Below are 18,534 nucleotides of genomic sequence, written 5' to 3'. Positions count from 1 at the left end.
TTAGCGGCGGTCTCGGCTTACGCCGGGCTCGGCTCCATGCCGCCGGTTCCGCCGTCTTTCTTCTTGGCCGAACCGGTAGTCGGCACGGAGGACGGCGGCGTGTGATCTTTCGGATCGAGCGGGTCCTCTCGGACGATGGTTTCGCCTGCAAGAAGCTTTTTGATTTCGTCGCCGGTGAGCGTCTCAAACTCCAAGAGCGCCTGGGACAGTTTCTCCCAGTCGTCACGGCGGTCGGTGAGGATCTTTTTCGCGAGTTCATAGCCTTCGGTGACGAAGCGTCTGATCTCGTCCTCAATGAGTTTCGCCGTGTCGGTCGAAATCGTCTTCGAGCGCGCTATCGACTGGCCGAGGAAAACCTCGCCCTCGTCTTCGGCATAGGCGATGGGCCCAAGCTTTTCAGAAAGGCCGTATTGCGTGACCATGGCGCGCGCGATCTTGGTCGCCATTTCGATGTCCGATGACGCGCCGGAGGTGACTTTCTCCTTGCCGAATTTCAGTTCTTCGGCGACGCGCCCGCCCATGGCCATGGCGATGCGGCCCGTCATCTGCTCATAAGACATGGAATAGCGGTCGCGTTCGGGGAGCGACTGCACCATGCCCAGCGCCCGGCCGCGCGGAATGATCGTCGCCTTGTGGACGGGATCGTTCCCCGGCACGCAGATCGACACCATGGCGTGGCCCGCCTCGTGATAGGCTGTAAGCATTTTCTCGTCTTCGGTCATCACCATGGAGCGGCGTTCCGCGCCCATCATGACCTTGTCCTTGGCGTCGTCGAATTCGCGCGCGGTGACGAAGCGCTTGCCGCGCCGCGCGGCGAGGAGCGCCGCCTCGTTCACGAGATTCGCAAGATCCGCGCCCGAAAAACCGGGCGTGCCGCGCGCAATGGTGCGGATGTTCACGTCCGGCGCCAGCGGGACTTTTTTGGCGTGCACGTTCAAAATCTTTTCGCGGCCCGCCACATCCGGGTTCGGCACGACGACCTGGCGGTCGAAACGGCCGGGACGAAGGAGCGCCGGGTCGAGCACGTCCGGACGGTTGGTCGCGGCGATCAGGATGATGCCTTCATTGGCCTCGAAACCGTCCATCTCGACGAGAAGCTGGTTCAGGGTCTGCTCGCGCTCGTCATTGCCGCCGCCTAACCCTGCGCCACGGTGACGGCCCACCGCATCGATCTCGTCGATGAAGATGATGCAGGGCGCATTCTTTTTCGCCTGGTCGAACATGTCGCGCACCCGGCTTGCGCCGACGCCCACAAACATTTCGACGAAGTCGGAACCGGAAATGGTGAAGAACGGCACGTTGGCTTCGCCGGCGATGGCGCGGGCGAGCAGCGTTTTACCGGTGCCCGGAGGACCGACGAGAAGCGCGCCTTTTGGAATCTTGCCGCCGAGGCGCTGGAATTTCATGGGGTCTTTCAGATACTCGACGATCTCTTCGAGTTCTTCTTTCGCTTCGTCGATGCCGGCGACGTCATCGAAGGTGACGCGGCCCTGACGCTCAGTGAGGAGTTTCGCGCGCGATTTTCCAAAGCCCATGGCTTTGCCGCCGGCGCCTTGCATCTGGCGCATGATGAAGAGGAAAAACGCGAGGAAGATGAGAAGCGGCAGAATGTTGATGAGGAGCGAGAGCAAAATCGGCAGCTCTTCTTCTTTCTCGATCTCCGTGGCGATGCCGGCGTCGTTAAGGCGCTCGGCGGCTGCGGTCTGGCCGTCTTCGGGAATGGTGGTCACGAATTCCGACCCGTCGGAAAGCGTTCCGGTGACCTGGCCTTTTGCGACCTTGGCCTCGGTAATGCCGCCATTTTCGGTGCGCTGGACGAATTCGGAGTAATTCAGCTGTGTCGGCTGCGGGCCGGGCGTCGAGAATTCGAAAAGCTGCAACGCCACGACGAAGAAGACGATGACGAGGCCCCAGATGAGAATGTTGCGTCCGTTCATTCCTTGTCTTCTTTCCTCTCAATATCTTGGCGCGCTTGCGATCGAGCGCGTGAGGGCTTTCGGGAAACGCCCTGAACCCTAGTAGATAGGCGTTAAGAAATGCCAGCGCCATGACCTTCGGCGCAATTTGCGGCAAATCTACGAAAATCTAACAATCCGGCCCTCAAAACGCTCCTTCACGAGGGGCCGGCAGGTCAGATTTTCCGTGTTAATAAATGGGAGCGCCGGCGCGTCAATCAATACGCCTTGCCGCATCAGCCCCGGCAAGGCGGCGAGCGCCTCAGGCGGGCCCCGGAAAAGACCGGCTTTTGAGCCCAGAAACGAGGCCGCAGCTGAGCCCATGGGAGCGACTTCCAGCTTCTGGGCGGTGGTCTTCAATGGTTCGATCACAAAGCGGCGATCCCACAGGAGGGGCCTGCTGAGAAGCACCGGCGCGAGCGGCGCGACCCCGGCGCGGCCGGTCAGGGCTGCGGGCTCCCTCAGGAACCACAGGCGGTCTTTATGACGCCGGACCAGGGCCCCGCCCAAGGTGGCGGCTCTTTCTGACAACGCCTTTTCCACCGTTTCAGCGGCGCCGGCTTCATCGGGCGCATAATCGCCGCCCCCGGCGGCATGGATGAGTCGACGCGCAAGCCCCGCAGCGCCCGGCAAGCCGCCTTCCCAGCGGTCGAGGGAAACCCCGCCCCAGCCGTAAAAACAGCCGCCGAGACGGTCTAAGAGCGCGTCTTCCTGCGCGCGGGCCGCCTCTTCCGCCAGCCTCAGTTTTTCCGCCGAAGCCGCCAGCGACGGCGCGGTCAGCAATCCCTGTTCCGCAAGCGCCGCCAGCAGCGCGCGCACCCGCACCCGTTCGAATTGCGGATCGATATTGGACGGGTCGTCGAGATAGTCCTGGCCGATATTATTGAGATAGGCCGTGACGCTTTGGCGGCTGAAAGCGAGCAAGGGCCGCAAGAGACGCATGGCCTCACCCGGCCCCGCGGCGACGTTGCTCTCTTCGCGCATGGCGGCGAGACCTTTGAGGCCCGCGCCGCGCGAAAGACGCATGAAAAGCGTTTCCGCCTGATCATCCTCGCTATGGGCGGTGAGGATCGCGCAGCAGCCATGGGCCTCAGCGGCTTCGATCAATAATGTGTAGCGTGCCGACCGCGCCGCCGCCTGAAGACCCGATGACGGCTTTTCGCCTTCCCAGCGCAAGGTGACGTGTTCGACGCCGATGGCTTCGCACCAGGCTTTTGCTTTCGAGGCTTCCGCGGCCGCCGCCGGGCGAAGCCCGTGATCGACTGTAAAGGCGATGACCTTGGCCCCGGTCTTTGCGGCCCACGCCGCGCAAAGCCGCGCCAGCGCCATGGAATCGCGGCCGCCGGAAACGGCGACCGCGAATTTCTCAGGGAGGTTCAGCGATTGAAGCCGGGCGAAAAACGCGGCCTCGGTCAGCGCCGGCGAAGCCGCGGCCACGCCTATTTGCAGTCGATGCGCGCCATCTCAAGATCGGCGCGCTGAATGACCGGCGCCGGCGCGTTCGGATGTTTCGACTTCATGGTCTTGAAGACCGTGCAGGCTTCCGTCGACTTGTCGAGGCGCGCAAAGGCCGTGCCGAGTTTCAGATAGGCTTCGGCCGCACGCTGATCGTTCGGATAGTTGCGGATATGAGCGATGAACGCGTCCGCCGCCGCCGCGTTTTCGCCGAGCGCCAGATGAATTTCGCCGAGACGGAACTGCGCATCCGCCGTACGCGGATGATTGGGGAAAGCCTCCACGTAAAGCTGGAAGGCCGCCTTGGCGCGGGGATAATCGCCGGCGAGCAAAAAGCCGGAGGCGTAATCGAAGGCCGCATTGGGATCGAGCGGCAGCGCGACGTCGCTGGCGTCGCCTGCGGGAGCGTTTTGCGACGCGCCGGAAGACTGCTGGATCTGATCGCCGATAGGATCGCCGCCGGCGCCCGGCACGAGCGACACGGGGGCGTTTCCGCCGCCAGACATGTCGCCAGAGAAATCGCCCGGCGCCTGATAGTTAGCATCGCCCGCGAGGACGGCGCTGACCGCATCGAGACGCGTGTGCGCCTGATCGAGTTCATATTGCAGGCGTTCGATTTCGCCCGTGAGATCCTGAATCTGACGCTCCATCTGCGAAACTTTGAGCATCGCCTGGCTTTGTCCGGCAAGCGCTTGCTCCGCCGCGGCGAGCCTTGATTGCAGGTCGCGAATATCGTCTTTCGTTCCGGCGGATGCAGGCGCTGCAAACAGCAACGCGGCGGCGAACGTAATGGCGGCGGTTCTGATAAGCGTCATGATCCAATCCTCGGACTAGCGGCGGGGGAGTGTCGCCGATTTTCCCTTATGGCGCAAAATGGGGCGAAAAAGCGCCTCTTTCCGGCAACAATAGAAACATTTGGCAAGAAAAAGGCGCGCCGGTCAAAAATGACGGCGCGCCTCATTCAAACACTCAAGACGCGCGCGGGTTACGCGCCGGCGCCGGTGATCGTCGTCGTGGCGTTACGGTTCACCGACCAGGCGGCTTCCGTCGAACGCGGATCGATCGGGCGTTCCTTGCCGTAAGAAACGGTGGTGATGCGCGAAGCATCAACGCCGAGGCTCACGAGATAGGATTTCGCCGCTTCCGCACGGCGGGCGCCGAGCGCGAGGTTGTATTCGCGGGTGCCGCGCTCATCGCAGTTGCCGGCGAGGAGGATGCGGGTTTCCGGATATTCTTTCAGCCACGCAGCCTGACGCGCGAGCGTCGCCTGGGCTTCGCCGGTCAGCGTGTATTCGTCATAGCCGAAGAAGACGCGGTGGCCCGCGGCGTTCTCAAGATCGGCCTGGCTGCCCGGAACCGGGCCCGTCGGCGCAGAGCCGGTGGTGGTGTCGGCGCCCGCAGAGGCGTCGAGATCCGGTCCCGTGCTCGCACAAGCCGCGATCAACGCGAACGACGCGAGGATCCCGGCGATTTTGGTAAACTTCATCATTGTATTTGCTCCACTTCCCCAGTCACCGGTCTTGAAACCGCTGGGCTCATTTCAACCCGGCCAGGCGAGCGCGCCCCCGCCCCTAAGCCTTATTTGCACACACTCCGCCAGCGTTTGCGGCGCACAATCGCAGCGGAAGCTTAGTTCCCCCTTCTTACAATTCAGTGTCAGCCAGTAGATAAAATTTAGCCAACGCTGAATCGTAGCGAGACACGCGCCAGCAATCAAGAACGGCTGTTCCGGCGCGAAAATGAATTTTCAGTTACAGTCCCCCCGAAAAGCCTTCCTATTCTAACCGGTTAGGGCAAAAGAGGCGACCAGGCCGGGTCCGAGGCGTCGCCAGGAGTCCGCACACGGCGCAAATTCCGGCCCGTCAGGTCAACCGACCAGAGCTGGGTTTCCTCGCCCGTGCCGTCCCGCCGCCCTTGCGTCTGGCGGTAGAACATCAGGACACGGCCGTTCGGCGACCAGGTGGGCCCTTCCTCCAGATAGCTTTCGGTGAGGAGACGCTCGCCGGTGCCGTCCGGCCGGATGACGCCGATATAGAAGCGGCCCTGATATTGGCGGGTGAAGGCGATGAGGTCGCCGCGCGGCGACCAGACCGGCGTCTGATAGTTGCCCTGGCCGAAGGTGATCCGCTTCTGGTTCGTGCCGTCCGCGTTCATCGTATAGATCTGCGGCGAGCCGCCCCGATCCGACGTAAAGGCGATGCGCCGCCCGTCCGGCGACATGGTCGGCGAAACGTCCACCGACGGGTTGTCGGTGAGACGCGTCAGGCGCCGCGTGGAGAGATCCATGTTGAAAATGTCGGAATTGCCGCTCCGCTCCATGGACATCAGGACTTCGCGGCCGTCGGGGGAAAATCTCGGCGCAAAGGTCATGCCGCGGAAAGTGCCGAGCTGTTCCTGTTCGCCGGTTTCAATATTGAACAAATAAACCTGCCCCGGACGATTGTCGAAGAGCGCCATATAGGTGATCTGCTGCTGCGTCGGCGAAAAGCGCGGCGTCAGCACCTGATAGTTGAGACCGTCCGTGAGCGGGATCGGATTGGCGCCGTCCTGATCCATGATCATCAGGCGTTTGACGCGCTTTTCCTTCGGCCCCGTCTCATGGACGAACACGACGCGCGTGTCGAAATAGCCTTCCTCGCCGGTCAGCGTCTTGTAGACAAAGTCCGCCACCTTGTGCGCGGCGCGTCGCCAGTTGTCGGCCGGCGTCTTGAACGCGACGGCGCCGAGCTGTTCGTCGGAATAAACGTCCCAGAGACGCGTCGACACCTGGATGCGGCCGTCGGAAAGCTCTTCCACTTCGCCGACGATCAAGACCTGCGCGTTGATGATGCGCCAGTCGGCGAAGCGCGGACGCTGGTTCACGCTTTCCGGCTTTTCGATATAGGCGCGCTGGTCGATCACCTGGAAAAGACCCGAGCGGTCGAGATCGTTCATGATGACGCCGGTGATGTCGCGGCCGAGCCCTTGCGTCGCCTCATCGGCGCCGAGGAAGTTCGGCGCAGCGACAGGCATCGGATCGACGTTGCCTTGCGTGATGTCGATGGTGACGCGCGCAAAAGCAGGCGTCGCTGCAGCCGCAATCGCCGTCAGGAGGATGATCAATAATTTCTTCATATCGCTACTCTCTTTCAGGCCCCCTGAAAAAACTTGTTCGCCTTCATTCGCTCGCCTTACCGGCCCACCATATCGCTCGGATTGAAATTGAGGCGGAATTCTTTCCAGCTATCATATCGTTCAACCGGCAAGAAGGTGTAAGGCGCGCATTTTACGACGGCGCTCAACGCTTCGCGCTGCGCCACGCGCCAGAACTGGTTCCCCGATAGATTGATTTGCAGTTCATTCGCCACCCGCGGCGGCGACGACAGCGTGCCGTCGCGATTGAGTTCAAAGTCGATAACAACGATCAGCTTTTCCGGTTCCGGCGCGCCGATGATCGTGCCGGCGTTCCAGCAGCGCTGGATCGCCGCGCGCATCTTCGCCTCGTCGCTCGCCGTCAGGCGGTCGCCCGCCCCCACAGCCTGGCGCGCCTTGTCGGCGGTTTCCGTGGTCTGGGACGGCGTCTCGCGCGGCGTTTCCCGGCGCTCGCTCTGGCGCTCCTTGTCGATGAGCTGCGACAGGGCGTCGAGATCGAGATCGTCGTTTTTCGGCTCGGGCTTTTTCACCGGCGGCTTCGGCGTTTCTTTCGGCGGCTCGGGCTTCGGCTCCGGTTTCGGCTCGGGCTTCAGCGGCTCGGGCTCCGGCTCTTCCGCAACGGGTTCGGGCTCCGGTTCGGCCTCGGGCTGGGAGACGGGCTCCGCCTCTTGCGCAGGCGCAGGCTCCGGCTCCTCGACGACCGGTTCGGGCAGATCGGGCTCCGGCTCTTCCTCCTCTGCCGGTTTAGGCGCGGCGGCCGGAACGCTGGTTTTGAGATCAAGCTCCGCCTCGGCGATGAGATCGAGCGGAATGTAAGACTCGGAGGTGACATCGGGCAGCTTGATGAAATTCGGCAAAATAAACCCGGCCCCGACAATGGCGAGGTGCAACAAGACCGATGCGAAGAGGCCAAAACGCATGGAACCCGGGCCTTTACCTTGCGTACGCGCCGTTACTGTTCCTGATCGGTCACGAGACCGATGCGGCGGAATCCGGCGGCGTTGATCCGGCCCATGACGCGCACGACGTCGCCATAGGCGCGGTTTTCGTCGCCGCGAATGAAAATGCGCTGGTCGTAGCCAGCGGTCGCGACGGCTTCGAGATGCGCCACGAGATTTTCATATTCCACCGGCGTTTCCTGAACATAGATCGTGCCGTCGGCGGACACCGTCACGGTCAGCGGCTCGCCCTGATCCTGAATTGGACTGGCGGCGGTTTCCGGCAGGTCGACGGCGACGCCAACTGTGAGCAAGGGCGCAGCGACCATGAACACGATCAGCAGCACCAGCATGACGTCAACGAGCGGCGTCACGTTGATTTCGGCCATGGGGCGCGTGCGCCCCGGCCGGTGGCGCCCGCCGCCGGGATTGAGATTGACGCCCATCAGCGCGTCCTTTCGTCAAGCTGACCGGAAAGGATCGCCGAAAATTCATTCGCAAAGCCTTCAAGGCGCACGGCGAAAGAATTGAGCGCGGAAGAATAACGGTTGTAACCGACGACCGCCGGGATCGCCGCGAGGAGGCCAAGCGCCGTTGCGAAAAGCGCTTCGGCAATGCCGGGCGCGACGACCGCGAGGTTCGTGTCTTTGGTCAGCGCAATCGCCTGGAACGCGTTCATGATGCCCCAGACCGTGCCGAGCAGGCCGACGAAGGGCGCCGCGGAGCCGACGGTCGCCAGAACGCCGAGACTGCTTTCGACTTTTTCCAGTTCGCGCGACACCGATACGCTGAGCATCTTGTCGATGCGTTCGCGCGCGCCGATGACGAGCGCATCGGTGCGTCCGCCCGTGGTTTTGACGCGGCTCCATTCCTCCATGCCGACGCCGAAGACGCGCGCCATGGGATGATCCTCCCGGTCGCGCATCTTGCGATAGAGCTCATCGAGGGGTTTGCCGGACCAGAACTGGTCTTCAAACTTTTTCGATTTCGACTTGATCCGCCCGAAGGTGAGCGACTTGTCGATAATCACGGCCCACGACCACACGGACGCAAGGACGAGAATGCCCATCACCGTCTTCACGATCGGATCGGCGCGCAGGAACAAACTCCAGAGGCTGAAATCGCCTCCCATTCCGGCTGCTGCGGCGCCCGCGACTTCTGTTTCCATTGTTCTGACTATCCCTCATGCGCCCCGCGGCTGACGGGGCCGATACCGAAACTTTTCGCCCCTTGCGCCTCCCCCATTCCACGGCGGCCGTGGAAATTGGCGCAAATGGCCTCTCTCGCGCGTTTCACCCCGCGCGGGGCTGATTTATCGTTAACACTGAACGGCGTTCCGTTTAATCCCCCTTATGGCCGGAATTTGGGCGAATGCGAGGCCTCCGGCGCCCCCGGAACCAGCGATTTCCAAAGTTTAATGACGGTTAATGAAAGGTTTACGACTTTTCGCCCGCAGACGGCGCCTCAGGAGAAAAACCGGCTGACGACGTCCTCCGGCAGGCGCCGGGGACGGCCCGATAGCGCCATGCAGGCGGCCTCGACCTCAGCCCGGGCGAGGAGAACCTCGTCGCGCCAGATTTCCTGGTCGAGGATCATGCGGGCGCCCTTGGCCGCTACGAACCGGGTCCGCACCTCCAGCAAGTCGTCGATCTTCGCCGGAACCAGCCATTCCGTGGTCATCTTGCGGACGGCGAAGGCCAGCGGCTCCTCGCGCGCCAGAAGCTCTGAATGATGGACGCCGCAGGCGCGCAGCGCCTCGGTGCGGCCCCGTTCGAAGAATTTCAGATACGCCGCGTGATAAACGACGCCGGAAAAGTCCGTATCCTCGTAATAAATACGGATCGGCAACCTATAGACGTTATCGCTATTCATCCCGCAGCCTGTTTTGACGGTGGCCCGCTTGCCCCGCTATCAGGACGCGCAGTAGGCAGAGCGTAATGAAAGTTCGTTTCCGATGAAAGTCATAGGCAATCTCGACTGGCGCCACCCGCTGGTGCGCGCGCGGGTCGCCGTCGCGGCGCCGTTGCAGAAGGCGCTCGCCGGCGCCGGCGCCTGGCGCCCTTTGATGCCGGAAGAACTTGATACGGTTCAGACCGATGAAATCCCCGTCGCCGGCGACCGCGCCGCCCAGCGCCGCCTCATCTACAAAACGCCGCGCCCGGAATATCTCGACATCGACAACCTCATCTACACGCCCAAGGGCCTCGCTCTTCACGACGGCAAATACACGGCGCGCTATTCGATCCGCCCGCCCTCGACCGCAGAAATCATCAAGACGCCGAAACATGCGCCGGCGAAAACTCTTCCGCGCGGCACGGTCGTCGAATGCGAAACGCCTTACACCTATGGCGACTGGGTCGGCGATTATGTTCTGTCGCTGGTGACGCAGGATAATCTGGTCGAACCGTTATTGCTCCCCGAATTCCTCGCACACAAATCCTATGTCGTCCGCGATGTCGAAGCGCTTGGCATTCAGTATGTCGTCGTCAGCGAACCAGTGCGCGTTGAAAAGGCGCGCGTACTGCGCAAGCGCGTTCCGAGTTACTATTGGGGCCCGCAGGAAGTCGCGTCCTACCGCGAGCGTTTTCACGTCACGCCGCCGCCGGCGAAACCGGGCTCCATCCTCTATCTCGGCCGTTTCGACACGGTGAGCGAAGCGGCGCAGCGGGTCTACCCGTCGCAGGAAGTCGCGCGCATTGTCGAGTCGCTTGGCGGCAAGGTGTTCGACGCGCGCAACGCATCGCCATCCGCCTTCAACGAGCTAGCGCCGCAGATGGAAACCGTCATCGCCGATCAGGGCTCGGCCGTCTTCGGCGTCATGCACGCGCAGACGAAGAACCTCATCGAACTTGCGGAAGACGACTGGTGGCACAACGCCAATCTTTTCATCGCCAATGGCGCGGGCGTGAAGAACTACGCCGTCATTCACATCTACAACAAGACGGAAGCCGATCTGCGCGCGCGCATCGAAGGGCATTTGCGCGATTTCGGCGCGCTGACTTAGCAGGGCTTATCGCCCGCTGGAATAGATCACCATATTCTGAAGCATGCCGTTGGCGCTGGTTTCGCCCAGCACGACCATAGCAACAATGCCGCCGGTAAAGATTGTCCAGACGGCGCCGAAAATCAGGATAAAGAGGATCGACCGGTTGACGCCATGAGTGAGAACCGACCGGTCCGGCTTTGACGGGTCGTAACGCACCGCAACTTGCGCGCCCACAGGCAGCGCCTCGTGAATCTCCCAATGGAACTTGCGGCCCGAGCTCGCCGTATAGCCGAAGGCGATGGTTTTCCCGACGCGTTCGTAGCCATCGGGATTGTATTTGTATTCGACCTTGGCTTCGTAGGTGTCGCCGTCGCTGTCGGAATTCACCCTGAAATCCGACGCGATGATGTCGCCCGGCGTCGTCGGCCAGTGCGCCGCCTGCTGCGAGTAGTAATAGGACCGCCCGCCCCAGAACAACATCGCCGCCCCGATGGCGAGAAATACTCCGAAAAACAGCGTCAGCGCGATTTGTCCGCCCATAGTCGCCTCCCCGATTTGGCGGAGGCGATCCTAGTTCGGAATGGTCACCGGATGATGACTATCTTTGATCAATTAGCATCCGCTCACCCCGGCGAAGGCCGGGGCCCAGCAACACAAATAATGACGGGCGTAGCCCGACATATTTTTTAACTGGATCCCGGCTTGCGCCGGGAAGATCGGGGAGAGTTACTCAAAAAAATCCGACGCTGTTCCCTTGGGCGCCGCCAATCCCAAATGCGCCCAGGCGCTCACCGACAGAACGCGGCCGCGCGGCGTGCGCTGAATGAGGCCCTGCTGCAACAGGAAAGGCTCGATGACGTCCTCGACCGCGTCGCGCGCTTCGGCGAGCGCCGCGGCGATGGTCTCGACGCCCACGGGGCCGCCGCCGAAATGCTCCGCAATCAGACGAAGATAGCGCCGGTCCAACGGATCGAGGCCGAGCACATCGATCTCCAGCCGCTTCAGCGCCTTGTCCGCAACCACAGCATCGATCACGCCCGCGCCCTCCACCGTCGCCACATCGCGCACCCGGCGCAGCAAGCGCCCGGCGACGCGGGGCGTTCCGCGCGCGCGTCTTGCGATTTCGCCGGCGCCGTCGGCGGACATCTCGGCTTTCAGCAAAGCTGCGCCGCGCGACACGATGCGCGCGAGGTCCTGTTCCGAATAGAAATCGAGGCGCACGGGGATTCCGAACCGGTCGAGCAGCGGTTTGGCAAGGAGGCCTGAGCGCGTCGTCGCGCCGATCAGCGTGAAGCGCGGCAGATCGATGCGCACCGAGCGCGCCGCCGGGCCTTCGCCGATGATGAGGTCGAGCGCGAAATCCTCCATGGCGGGATAGAGGACTTCCTCCACATGGGGCGAAAGACGATGAATCTCGTCGATGAAGAGAACATCGCCGGCTTCGAGATTGGTGAGGAGCGCGGCAAGATCGCCGGGTTTCGTAATCGCCGGGCCCGAGGTGGCGCGGAAACTCACTTCCAGCTCATTGGCGACGATCTGCGCCAGCGTCGTCTTGCCGAGGCCCGGCGGCCCGTGAAAGAGAACGTGATCGAGCGCCTCGCCGCGCGCCTTCGCGGCTTGCACGAAAACGCGGAGATTGTCCTTGGCGCTCGGCTGGCCGACGAAATCGTCGAGCTTTTTCGGGCGCAGCGCCGCATCGGCGTCTTCGCCCTTGCGCTCGCCGTCGATCAGCCGGTCGTCTTTGTAAGCAGGTTCAGCCATGGAAAAAGGTCTTTCCCCCCTCTCCCGCTCTGCGGGAGAGGGGCCGGGGGTGAGGGTGTTCTTTCAACATCATAAGCCGAGTTCTTTTTGCATTAGGGCGCATAGCTGATCTTCACTCATCGCGACCTCGGCGGGGATGCGCAACAAGCGCCACCCGCTTTCAACAATTTCTTTTTCGCGCACAGCGTCACGTTCAGCAACTACCGGCAGATTGTGGATGCCGCCATCAATCTCAATAGCGAGCTTCTCTTTCACGACCGCAAAGTCCACAACAAAGCGGCCGATGCCATGCTGACGGCGCACTGGAAATCCCTGCTTGCGATATTCGCGTAAAACTTCCCACGCTGCCTGTTCAGGCAAATTTGCGCTTTGTCGAAGGCTCCGTGCGCGATTTATGTTTCGGCGTCGTTCCATTAAAGTACGGTTCCACCCTCACCCCTGCCCCTCTCCCGCCAGCGGGAGAGGGGTGGGTCTGACCTTCGTCTCCTCACGCCGCCGCAAGCTCTTTGAGCGCGGCTTTAATCAATGCCTCGACGCCGGGCGCGTCCATCCCTTCCGCGGCGCGCGCGACGGCGCGGCGCGCTTCGACCCCGTCATAGCCGAGATTGGCGAGGGCCGAGACGGCGTCGGCTTTTGCGGCCAGCGCGGGGTCCGACGGCGCCGCCGCGGCGGCTTTCTTGCGCGCGGCCATGGCGATGACTTCGCCGCCGGCGCCCGCCAATGCTCCGGCCTTTGACTGCAATTCGGTGACGATGCGCTGGGCGAGTTTCTTGCCAACGCCATGGGCGCGGCTAACCGCCGTCACGTCTTCGGCCGTCACTGCGTCGTAAAGCTCCGACGGCGTCAGCACCTGCAAGATGCCGAGCGCGTGTTTCGCGCCGACGCCCTGCACGCTTTGCAGCAGGCGAAACGCCTGACGCTCATTCTCCGACGGGAAGCCGTAAAGCCGGATCAGATCTTCGCGCACCAGCGTTTCGATGGAGAGAGTCGCCTCCTCGCCCGGATGCAAGCTCTGCAACACACGCGGCGCTGCGTGGATTTCATAACCGACGCCCTGGACGTCGATGATGGCGGTGTCTTCCGCCAGCGTGATGACGACGCCTTTCAACCTGCCGATCATTTACGACGCCTCCAATTTGCGAAAACTACTGTGATGCGCGTGACAAATGGCGACGGCGAGCGCGTCCGCCTCGTCGCTCGCAAGGCTCCCGCATTTCGGGAGCAGCACTTTCACCATGGCCGCAACCTGGGTCTTGTCCGCATGGCCGCGGCCGACGACGGATTTCTTCACCGAGTTCGCCGCATATTCCGCGACAGGCAATCCGGCGAGCCCCGGCGCCAGCAGCGCGATGCCCCGGGCCTGGCCCAGCACTAGCGCGTCACGGGGAGAGGCGTTGACGAACGTCTCCTCCACCGCCGCCTCGTCGGGTTCGAATTCCGCGATCAGGCTTTTGAGGCCCTCGAAAATCTCCGCGAGCTTTTGCGCATGGGCCGCGCCCCTTTTTGGACGGATAACGCCCGAGGCCACATAGGAAAGCCGCGCGCCGGAACTCTCGACAACGCCCCAGCCGGTCGCCGCCGAGCCCGGGTCGACGCCCAAAATGCGAATCACTGCGCTCATGGCGCGACCATAGGGCGGTTCTGAAGGAAACAAAACGTGAATGTGCCCGGCTTCAGCGTCTGGGCATGGGAACTAAGAATAAACGCGCTTCATCCTGAGGAGAAAATTTTCTTCGTCCTTCGAGACGACGCCTTCGGCGCCCCTCAGGATGAAGAAAATTTTCGTCTCGAAGGATCGCGTTCCCGGTTTACGGCAATTCCCGGCGCAGTTTTTTCGCCTGTTCTTTGAGCGCCGGATCGACGGCGGGATCAGCAAGCAAGTCTTCCACAAGCAGCTTCGCCGCGTCCGGGTCTTCGTCGCGGCCGTCGCCTTGGGTTAAAGCAACGGCGTAAAGAAACCGCCCCTGCGGATCGCCAGCCTTCGCCGCGCGCTCGAACCAGTCGGCGGGTTCGCCCTCTGCTTTTGCGCCACCGTGAACAAGCAGACCCAGCGCGGTCATCGCCGGCGCGAAGCCCGCCTCGGCCGCGTCGCTCATCCGCTCTGCCGACGCGTTCAGGTCGGGTTCGCCGAGACTGCCCGATTGCAGGAGAAGACCGAGATTATAGGAAGCCAGCGCGTCGCCGCCGTCGGCCGCTTTGGCGAACCAGTCCGCCGCCTTCAGATAATTTTTCGCGACGCCGTCGCCGCCGAGATAGGCGATGGCGAGATCGCGCTGCGCCTCCGCTTCGCCCGCATCCGCCGCGTCCATGAGGAACTTCACGCCCCGCGCCTTGTCGAGGTCGACGCCCTCGCCTTGCAGATGCATGACGCCGAGGCGAAGTTGCGCGCGCGCATGGCCCTGGCGCGCGGCAAGCCTGTACCAGCCCGCGGCGGTTGCGGCGTCCTGTTTGACGCCCTTGCCCTTGAGCGCGAGTTCGCCCAGCGCGAATTGCGCGTCGAGCTGACCGGCGAGCGCCGCCTTGGCGTAAAGATCGACCGCACGCTGAAGATCGGTCTCAACGCCGAGACCGTTTTCATAAAGATAGCCGAGAAGATGCTGCGCATCGGCGTCGCCTTTTTCCGCAAGCGGTTCGGCGAGGGCGCGCGCATCCTCATACTCGCCCGCAAGAAGATGAGCGAGCGCGCTTGTGCTTTCTTCCTGCGCGAAGACAGGCGCAGCAAACAGAAAGGCGAAGAGGATGATGAAGGCGCGAAACATGCCGCGCTTTTACGCCGCTTTGGCGCGAGCGGCTAGGTCGCCGCCCTGCTTTGCAGCGCTACTGCGCCGCCATGGCGAGGTTGAACCCCTCGATGAAAGCGGCGGTGAAACAGATGGCCACGGCTGCAACCATGACGCACAACAGGATCCAGCGAAGGCTCATGACAAGGCTCCCCACGACAAACCGGGGGCTGCGTCGCAAGAATTGTTCCGACATGATCTTTTTCGGACTCAGGCGTCCGCAATCGCCTTCGCAAAAGCCTTCACCGCAGCGGCGGGGCCTTCCGGGTGCGACCAGACCGCGCCGGAAACCGCGAGGAAATCGGCGCCGGCGCGCACCAGCGGCGCGCAATTTTCCGGCGTGATCCCGCCGATGGCGACGCAAGGCAGCGTCGTCGCATAAGACCACCATTCGAGGAGCGCGGGATCCGCCTGGGTCGGGGCTTCTTTGGTTTTCGTCGGGAAAAACGCCCCGAAGGCGACGTAATCGGCGCCCGCCTCGCCGGCCTCCAGCGCCAGGTGTTTCGAATTGTGACAGGTGACGCCCACCGTCGCATCGTCGCCGAGGAGGACCCTCGCCTTTTTGCAGCTTGCGTCCGACTGGCCCACATGGACGCCGTCGGCGCCCGATTTCAGCGCCAAGTCAGGCCGGTCGTTGATGAGGAACGCCGCATCATGGTCGCGCGCGATGGGGAGCAGCGCCTCAGCCGCGCGCAGAACCTCATCGTCGCCTGCCGCAACGCCCTCGGGCGATTTCAACCGCAATTGAATGCAGGCGACATCGCCCGCATCGAGCGCGCGGGCGAAGTCATCGCAAAACGCGTTGAGGTCGGCGATGGCGGGGGGCGTGACGAGATAAAGGCGGCAATCGTGTTTCATGGCCGCGCTATATAGGAACGCGCGGGGCCTATGGAAAGCGTCAGCTCGCCTGCAAGGCCGCCCGTTCGCGCGCCGCGCGCTCGCGCTCCGCCTGGGTTTGCGCCACTTTCGGCTTTAAGAGCGTGCGCTTAATCTCGTCGGGAACGGCGTTGTAGATTTTCGGCTCGCCGATCTTGAGCCGAGCCCGCGCCTCGGCGAGGGGCAATGGCAGCAATTCCTCGACATCGTATTCCAGCACCCATTCCGCGGCGAGGGCATTGCGTTTCGCTTCGGCCAAGGCCTTCTGTATCGGCTGAGACGGTTGCTCGAGCTTTTGCGCGACAAAGCCGATGGCGACGATCAGCTTAAAGCCAGGGTTATGCGTCTGCTGGCGCGTGTAAACGAGGTTGCAGAGCTCGCCCAGCGCGTCGCGGCCATAGCCGGTCAAGACATGCCAGAGATCGTGACTGACCTGCAGATGCATGAAGAGGCGCATATATTCCGAAAACTCAGGATACGCCTCATAATCGATGCTCGCTTCTTCGGCGGCGGCGCGCAAACCCTCAGGCGTCAGATTCTCGCCTTCCATGAACGCGAGATAGGCGCGCGCAAGCGAGCCTTCGGGATAGGCGCGCAACCGCTCGCGGTCGCCGAGAATTTCCTCGAGCTTGACCGGCTCGGTCACCACGCGGCGTCCGTAAGGCGTCGAGGTGAAACGGCGGAAGAGTTTCTTCGGGCTGTCGCCGGCGAGCGCCTGCACGATTTCAAAAACCTGACGCGTGTCTTCCTTGTTGGTGACGAGCTTTATCACCGAGACAAACGCATGCAGCGGACGACGGCGCAGGACCGGCGGCGTCGGGAAGCCGTTGATCCAGACATAATCTTCCGGATCGATCTCGATGCGGGTGGGGGAAATCTCGGCGGGATGGGCTTCAGCGGTCGCGGTCATGAAGATGCCTGTGATGGGATAGCGTTACACTGACCAGTTTACCTATCCGCATTTTGCGCCACGGGCGTGGGATTTCAAGGGGCCCCGCGAAGTTTTCCGGAATTTCAGGTGGCGAGCTTCAGCTTCTGGCGGTCGAAGATTTTGAGGACCTGCGCCAGATCGTGGCCGCGCTTCAGGATCGCCCCGGACATGGAGACGACCACCCAGGCGCCCTGTTTCCGGGCCATGGCCGGGCGCTTTTCGATGCGATAGAGGGGCAGCTCGGACGCCCGCCGGAAGATCGAAAACACCGCCGCGTCTTTCAGCGAATCGATGGCGTAGTCGCGCCATTCCCCGGCGGCGACGAAATAGCCATAGACGGACAAAATTCGCGTCAGCTCGCTTCGGGTGAAGGCGACCGTTTCGGGCAGCTTTTGCGGGGGGACGGGTGCGGGACTGGTTCGCATCAGACTGTAAACATCGCGCCGATCGACGCCGCCCGCAAGTCCAAAATCCCCTTCGTAACCGCAACCAGCCGGGGAAAATCATCCTTAAAATCGCCTTAATTGGTCCCTCAACGCGCCCCAATCGGCGATCATTCTCAGTCAGCCGGGCGGATGGTCCGGGCCGGAGTTTCCGGTTTTAACCATCGCCCCCAGCCCCCGGGAGATTTGGCCCCCTCTCCGCCCGGCAATTTCTGTTTCTCTCCTCAGCTTGACCCCCCTCTTGCTTGACGGCTTGCGCGGCGCGCGGGAAACCGCGGCATGAGCCTCGTCTTCACCGTCGCGCTTCCCGTCTTCACCGTCATCGCCATCGGCTTTCTCGCTGGGCGCATGAAGCTGATGAATCTCGCCGATTCCGACGCGCTCAACAAATTCGTGTTCCGGTTTGCGATGCCCTGCGCGCTCTTCGGCCTAACCGCCGGCGCGTCGCCGCCGGGCGAAGAGGACCTCGCCATTGGCCTCGCCTATGGCGCCGGCGCCTTCGCGGCGGTCATGGTCGGCTATGTCCTGTCGCAGCGGATGTTCGGCCTGACGAAACAGGAGGCCGGCGCGCACGCCCTCTCCTCGACGCTCGGCAATGCGGTTTTTCTGGGCCTGCCCATCGCGCTCACCATGGAAGGCTGGGCGCGGCCCTTCGTCTCCGCCATGCTGATCGAAGGCACAGTGGTCATCGCCGTGCTGACGGCGCTGATCGCGCCCCGGAAAGAAGACGGCCATGCGCTGGAGCGCGCGCTGAGTTTCATCACCGGTCCTTTCAAGAACCCGCTGATCCTCGGGATGATCCTCGGCTTCCTATACTCCGCCCTCGGAATACCGTTCGACGGGCCGGTCAGAACATTCTTCGATTTGCTCGGCCGGGCGGCGGGACCGACGGCGCTCTTTTCTCTCGGCGTTTTTCTCGCGACGCATCAGTTTCCGGCGTTCAAGTCGGTCGCGGGCCGCGTCAGCCTCATCGCCTTGACGAAAATGGCCCTCTTGCCCGCGGTGGCGCTCGGAACGGCGGCGCTTCTCGGCATCAGCGACCCCCATTACTGGGGGGCGCTCGCCCTCTTCGTGTTCGTGCCCTCCGGCGTCGGCACCTTCATCCTCGCAAGCCAGTATGGCGTCTACAAAAGCGAGACCGCCGCCGCCGTCGCCTTCACGATGATGCTGTCGGTGGTGACGGTGTCGGGCGTGCTCGTGGTGTTTGGGTGAAGGTAAGAACGGTCAAACATCATTAACCTTCTAGAAACCATAAATCTTGAGTGTTACTTCTAATC

20 protein-coding genes are annotated in these 18,534 nt (G+C 62.7%); 2 read left to right on the top strand and 18 right to left on the bottom strand.

The genetic code is table 11. The annotated features are described in order from the left end of the window. Nucleotides 1-17: 17 nt before the first annotated feature. The 9 genes from ftsH to ybgC form a co-directional block, all read right to left on the bottom strand. Nucleotides 18-1,937: an ATP-dependent zinc metalloprotease FtsH gene (gene ftsH, locus ACQY5P_RS15290; RefSeq protein ID WP_428407734.1), complete on the bottom strand. Its 1,920-nt coding sequence runs from the start codon at nt 1,935-1,937 to the stop codon at nt 18-20. Between the two features lie 138 nt (nt 1,938-2,075). Further along, nucleotides 2,076-3,392: a tRNA lysidine(34) synthetase TilS gene (tilS, locus tag ACQY5P_RS15285; RefSeq protein WP_428407733.1), complete on the bottom strand. Its 1,317-nt coding sequence runs from the start codon at nt 3,390-3,392 to the stop codon at nt 2,076-2,078. A gap of 2 nt (nt 3,393-3,394) precedes the next feature. Continuing rightward, nucleotides 3,395-4,225, bottom strand: a complete 831-nt coding sequence (ybgF, locus tag ACQY5P_RS15280; RefSeq protein WP_428407732.1) for a tol-pal system protein YbgF — start codon at nt 4,223-4,225, stop codon at nt 3,395-3,397. Nucleotides 4,226-4,395: 170 nt separating this feature from the next. Further along, nucleotides 4,396-4,899, bottom strand: a complete 504-nt coding sequence (gene pal / locus ACQY5P_RS15275; protein WP_428407731.1) for a peptidoglycan-associated lipoprotein Pal — start codon at nt 4,897-4,899, stop codon at nt 4,396-4,398. 299 nt (nt 4,900-5,198) lie between these two features. Further along, nucleotides 5,199-6,524 carry a Tol-Pal system beta propeller repeat protein TolB gene (tolB, locus tag ACQY5P_RS15270; RefSeq protein ID WP_428407730.1) on the bottom strand — a complete coding sequence of 442 codons (1,326 nt, stop codon included), beginning with the start codon at nt 6,522-6,524 and terminating at the stop codon, nt 5,199-5,201. 56 nt (nt 6,525-6,580) lie between these two features. After that, entirely contained in the window at nt 6,581-7,462 is an 882-nt protein-coding gene (locus tag ACQY5P_RS15265; protein WP_428407729.1) for a hypothetical protein, read from the bottom strand. Nucleotides 7,463-7,494: 32 nt separating this feature from the next. After that, entirely contained in the window at nt 7,495-7,926 is a 432-nt protein-coding gene (gene tolR, locus ACQY5P_RS15260; protein ID WP_428407728.1) for a protein TolR, read from the bottom strand. Continuing rightward, complete coding sequence (tolQ, locus tag ACQY5P_RS15255) at nt 7,926-8,648, bottom strand: protein TolQ (protein ID WP_428407727.1); 723 nt, start codon at nt 8,646-8,648, stop codon at nt 7,926-7,928. Before tolQ ends, tolR begins: the two co-directional genes overlap by 1 nt. 296 nt (nt 8,649-8,944) lie before the next feature. After that, nucleotides 8,945-9,352, bottom strand: coding sequence for a tol-pal system-associated acyl-CoA thioesterase (ybgC, locus tag ACQY5P_RS15250; RefSeq protein WP_428407726.1), 408 nt, complete (start codon nt 9,350-9,352; stop codon nt 8,945-8,947). A gap of 82 nt (nt 9,353-9,434) precedes the next feature. Between ybgC and ACQY5P_RS15245 the strand changes: the two genes are divergently transcribed. Continuing rightward, nucleotides 9,435-10,484, top strand: coding sequence for a hypothetical protein (locus ACQY5P_RS15245; protein WP_428407725.1), 1,050 nt, complete (start codon nt 9,435-9,437; stop codon nt 10,482-10,484). 6 nt (nt 10,485-10,490) lie between these two features. Here ACQY5P_RS15245 and ACQY5P_RS15240 read toward each other — a convergent pair whose 3' ends face one another. The 9 genes from ACQY5P_RS15240 to ACQY5P_RS15200 all read right to left on the bottom strand — a co-directional run bounded on the left by ACQY5P_RS15240 (nt 10,491) and on the right by ACQY5P_RS15200 (nt 17,239). Beyond that, complete coding sequence (locus ACQY5P_RS15240; RefSeq protein WP_428407724.1) at nt 10,491-11,006, bottom strand: DUF3592 domain-containing protein; 516 nt, start codon at nt 11,004-11,006, stop codon at nt 10,491-10,493. 186 nt (nt 11,007-11,192) lie between these two features. After that, a complete protein-coding gene (ruvB, locus tag ACQY5P_RS15235; protein WP_428407723.1) occupies nt 11,193-12,227 on the bottom strand; it encodes a Holliday junction branch migration DNA helicase RuvB in 1,035 nt (344 codons plus the stop codon). A 69-nt stretch (nt 12,228-12,296) separates the two neighbouring features. After that, entirely contained in the window at nt 12,297-12,641 is a 345-nt protein-coding gene (locus ACQY5P_RS15230; RefSeq protein ID WP_428407722.1) for an endonuclease domain-containing protein, read from the bottom strand. 73 nt (nt 12,642-12,714) lie between these two features. Then, nucleotides 12,715-13,347, bottom strand: coding sequence for a Holliday junction branch migration protein RuvA (ruvA, locus tag ACQY5P_RS15225; RefSeq protein WP_428407721.1), 633 nt, complete (start codon nt 13,345-13,347; stop codon nt 12,715-12,717). Next, complete coding sequence (gene ruvC / locus ACQY5P_RS15220) at nt 13,348-13,848, bottom strand: crossover junction endodeoxyribonuclease RuvC (RefSeq protein WP_428407720.1); 501 nt, start codon at nt 13,846-13,848, stop codon at nt 13,348-13,350. A gap of 187 nt (nt 13,849-14,035) precedes the next feature. Then, on the bottom strand, nt 14,036-14,986 hold the full coding sequence (locus ACQY5P_RS15215; RefSeq protein WP_428407719.1) for a tetratricopeptide repeat protein: 951 nt from the start codon (nt 14,984-14,986) through the stop codon (nt 14,036-14,038). A gap of 231 nt (nt 14,987-15,217) precedes the next feature. After that, a complete protein-coding gene (thiE, locus tag ACQY5P_RS15210; RefSeq protein WP_428407718.1) occupies nt 15,218-15,865 on the bottom strand; it encodes a thiamine phosphate synthase in 648 nt (215 codons plus the stop codon). Between the two features lie 40 nt (nt 15,866-15,905). Continuing rightward, on the bottom strand, nt 15,906-16,793 hold the full coding sequence (locus ACQY5P_RS15205) for a Coq4 family protein (protein WP_428407717.1): 888 nt from the start codon (nt 16,791-16,793) through the stop codon (nt 15,906-15,908). Nucleotides 16,794-16,897: 104 nt separating this feature from the next. After that, nucleotides 16,898-17,239, bottom strand: a complete 342-nt coding sequence (locus ACQY5P_RS15200) for a DUF2794 domain-containing protein (RefSeq protein WP_428407716.1) — start codon at nt 17,237-17,239, stop codon at nt 16,898-16,900. Between the two features lie 297 nt (nt 17,240-17,536). Between ACQY5P_RS15200 and ACQY5P_RS15195 the strand changes: the two genes are divergently transcribed. After that, entirely contained in the window at nt 17,537-18,469 is a 933-nt protein-coding gene (locus ACQY5P_RS15195; protein WP_428407715.1) for an AEC family transporter, read from the top strand. Nucleotides 18,470-18,534 lie beyond the last annotated feature (65 nt).

The sequence above is a fragment of the Hyphococcus sp. genome (assembly GCF_965267305.1).
Taxonomy (GTDB): Bacteria; Pseudomonadota; Alphaproteobacteria; order Caulobacterales; family Parvularculaceae; genus Hyphococcus.
Note: the sequence above shows the minus strand (reverse complement) of the source record. Positions and strands in the feature narration are given on the sequence as shown.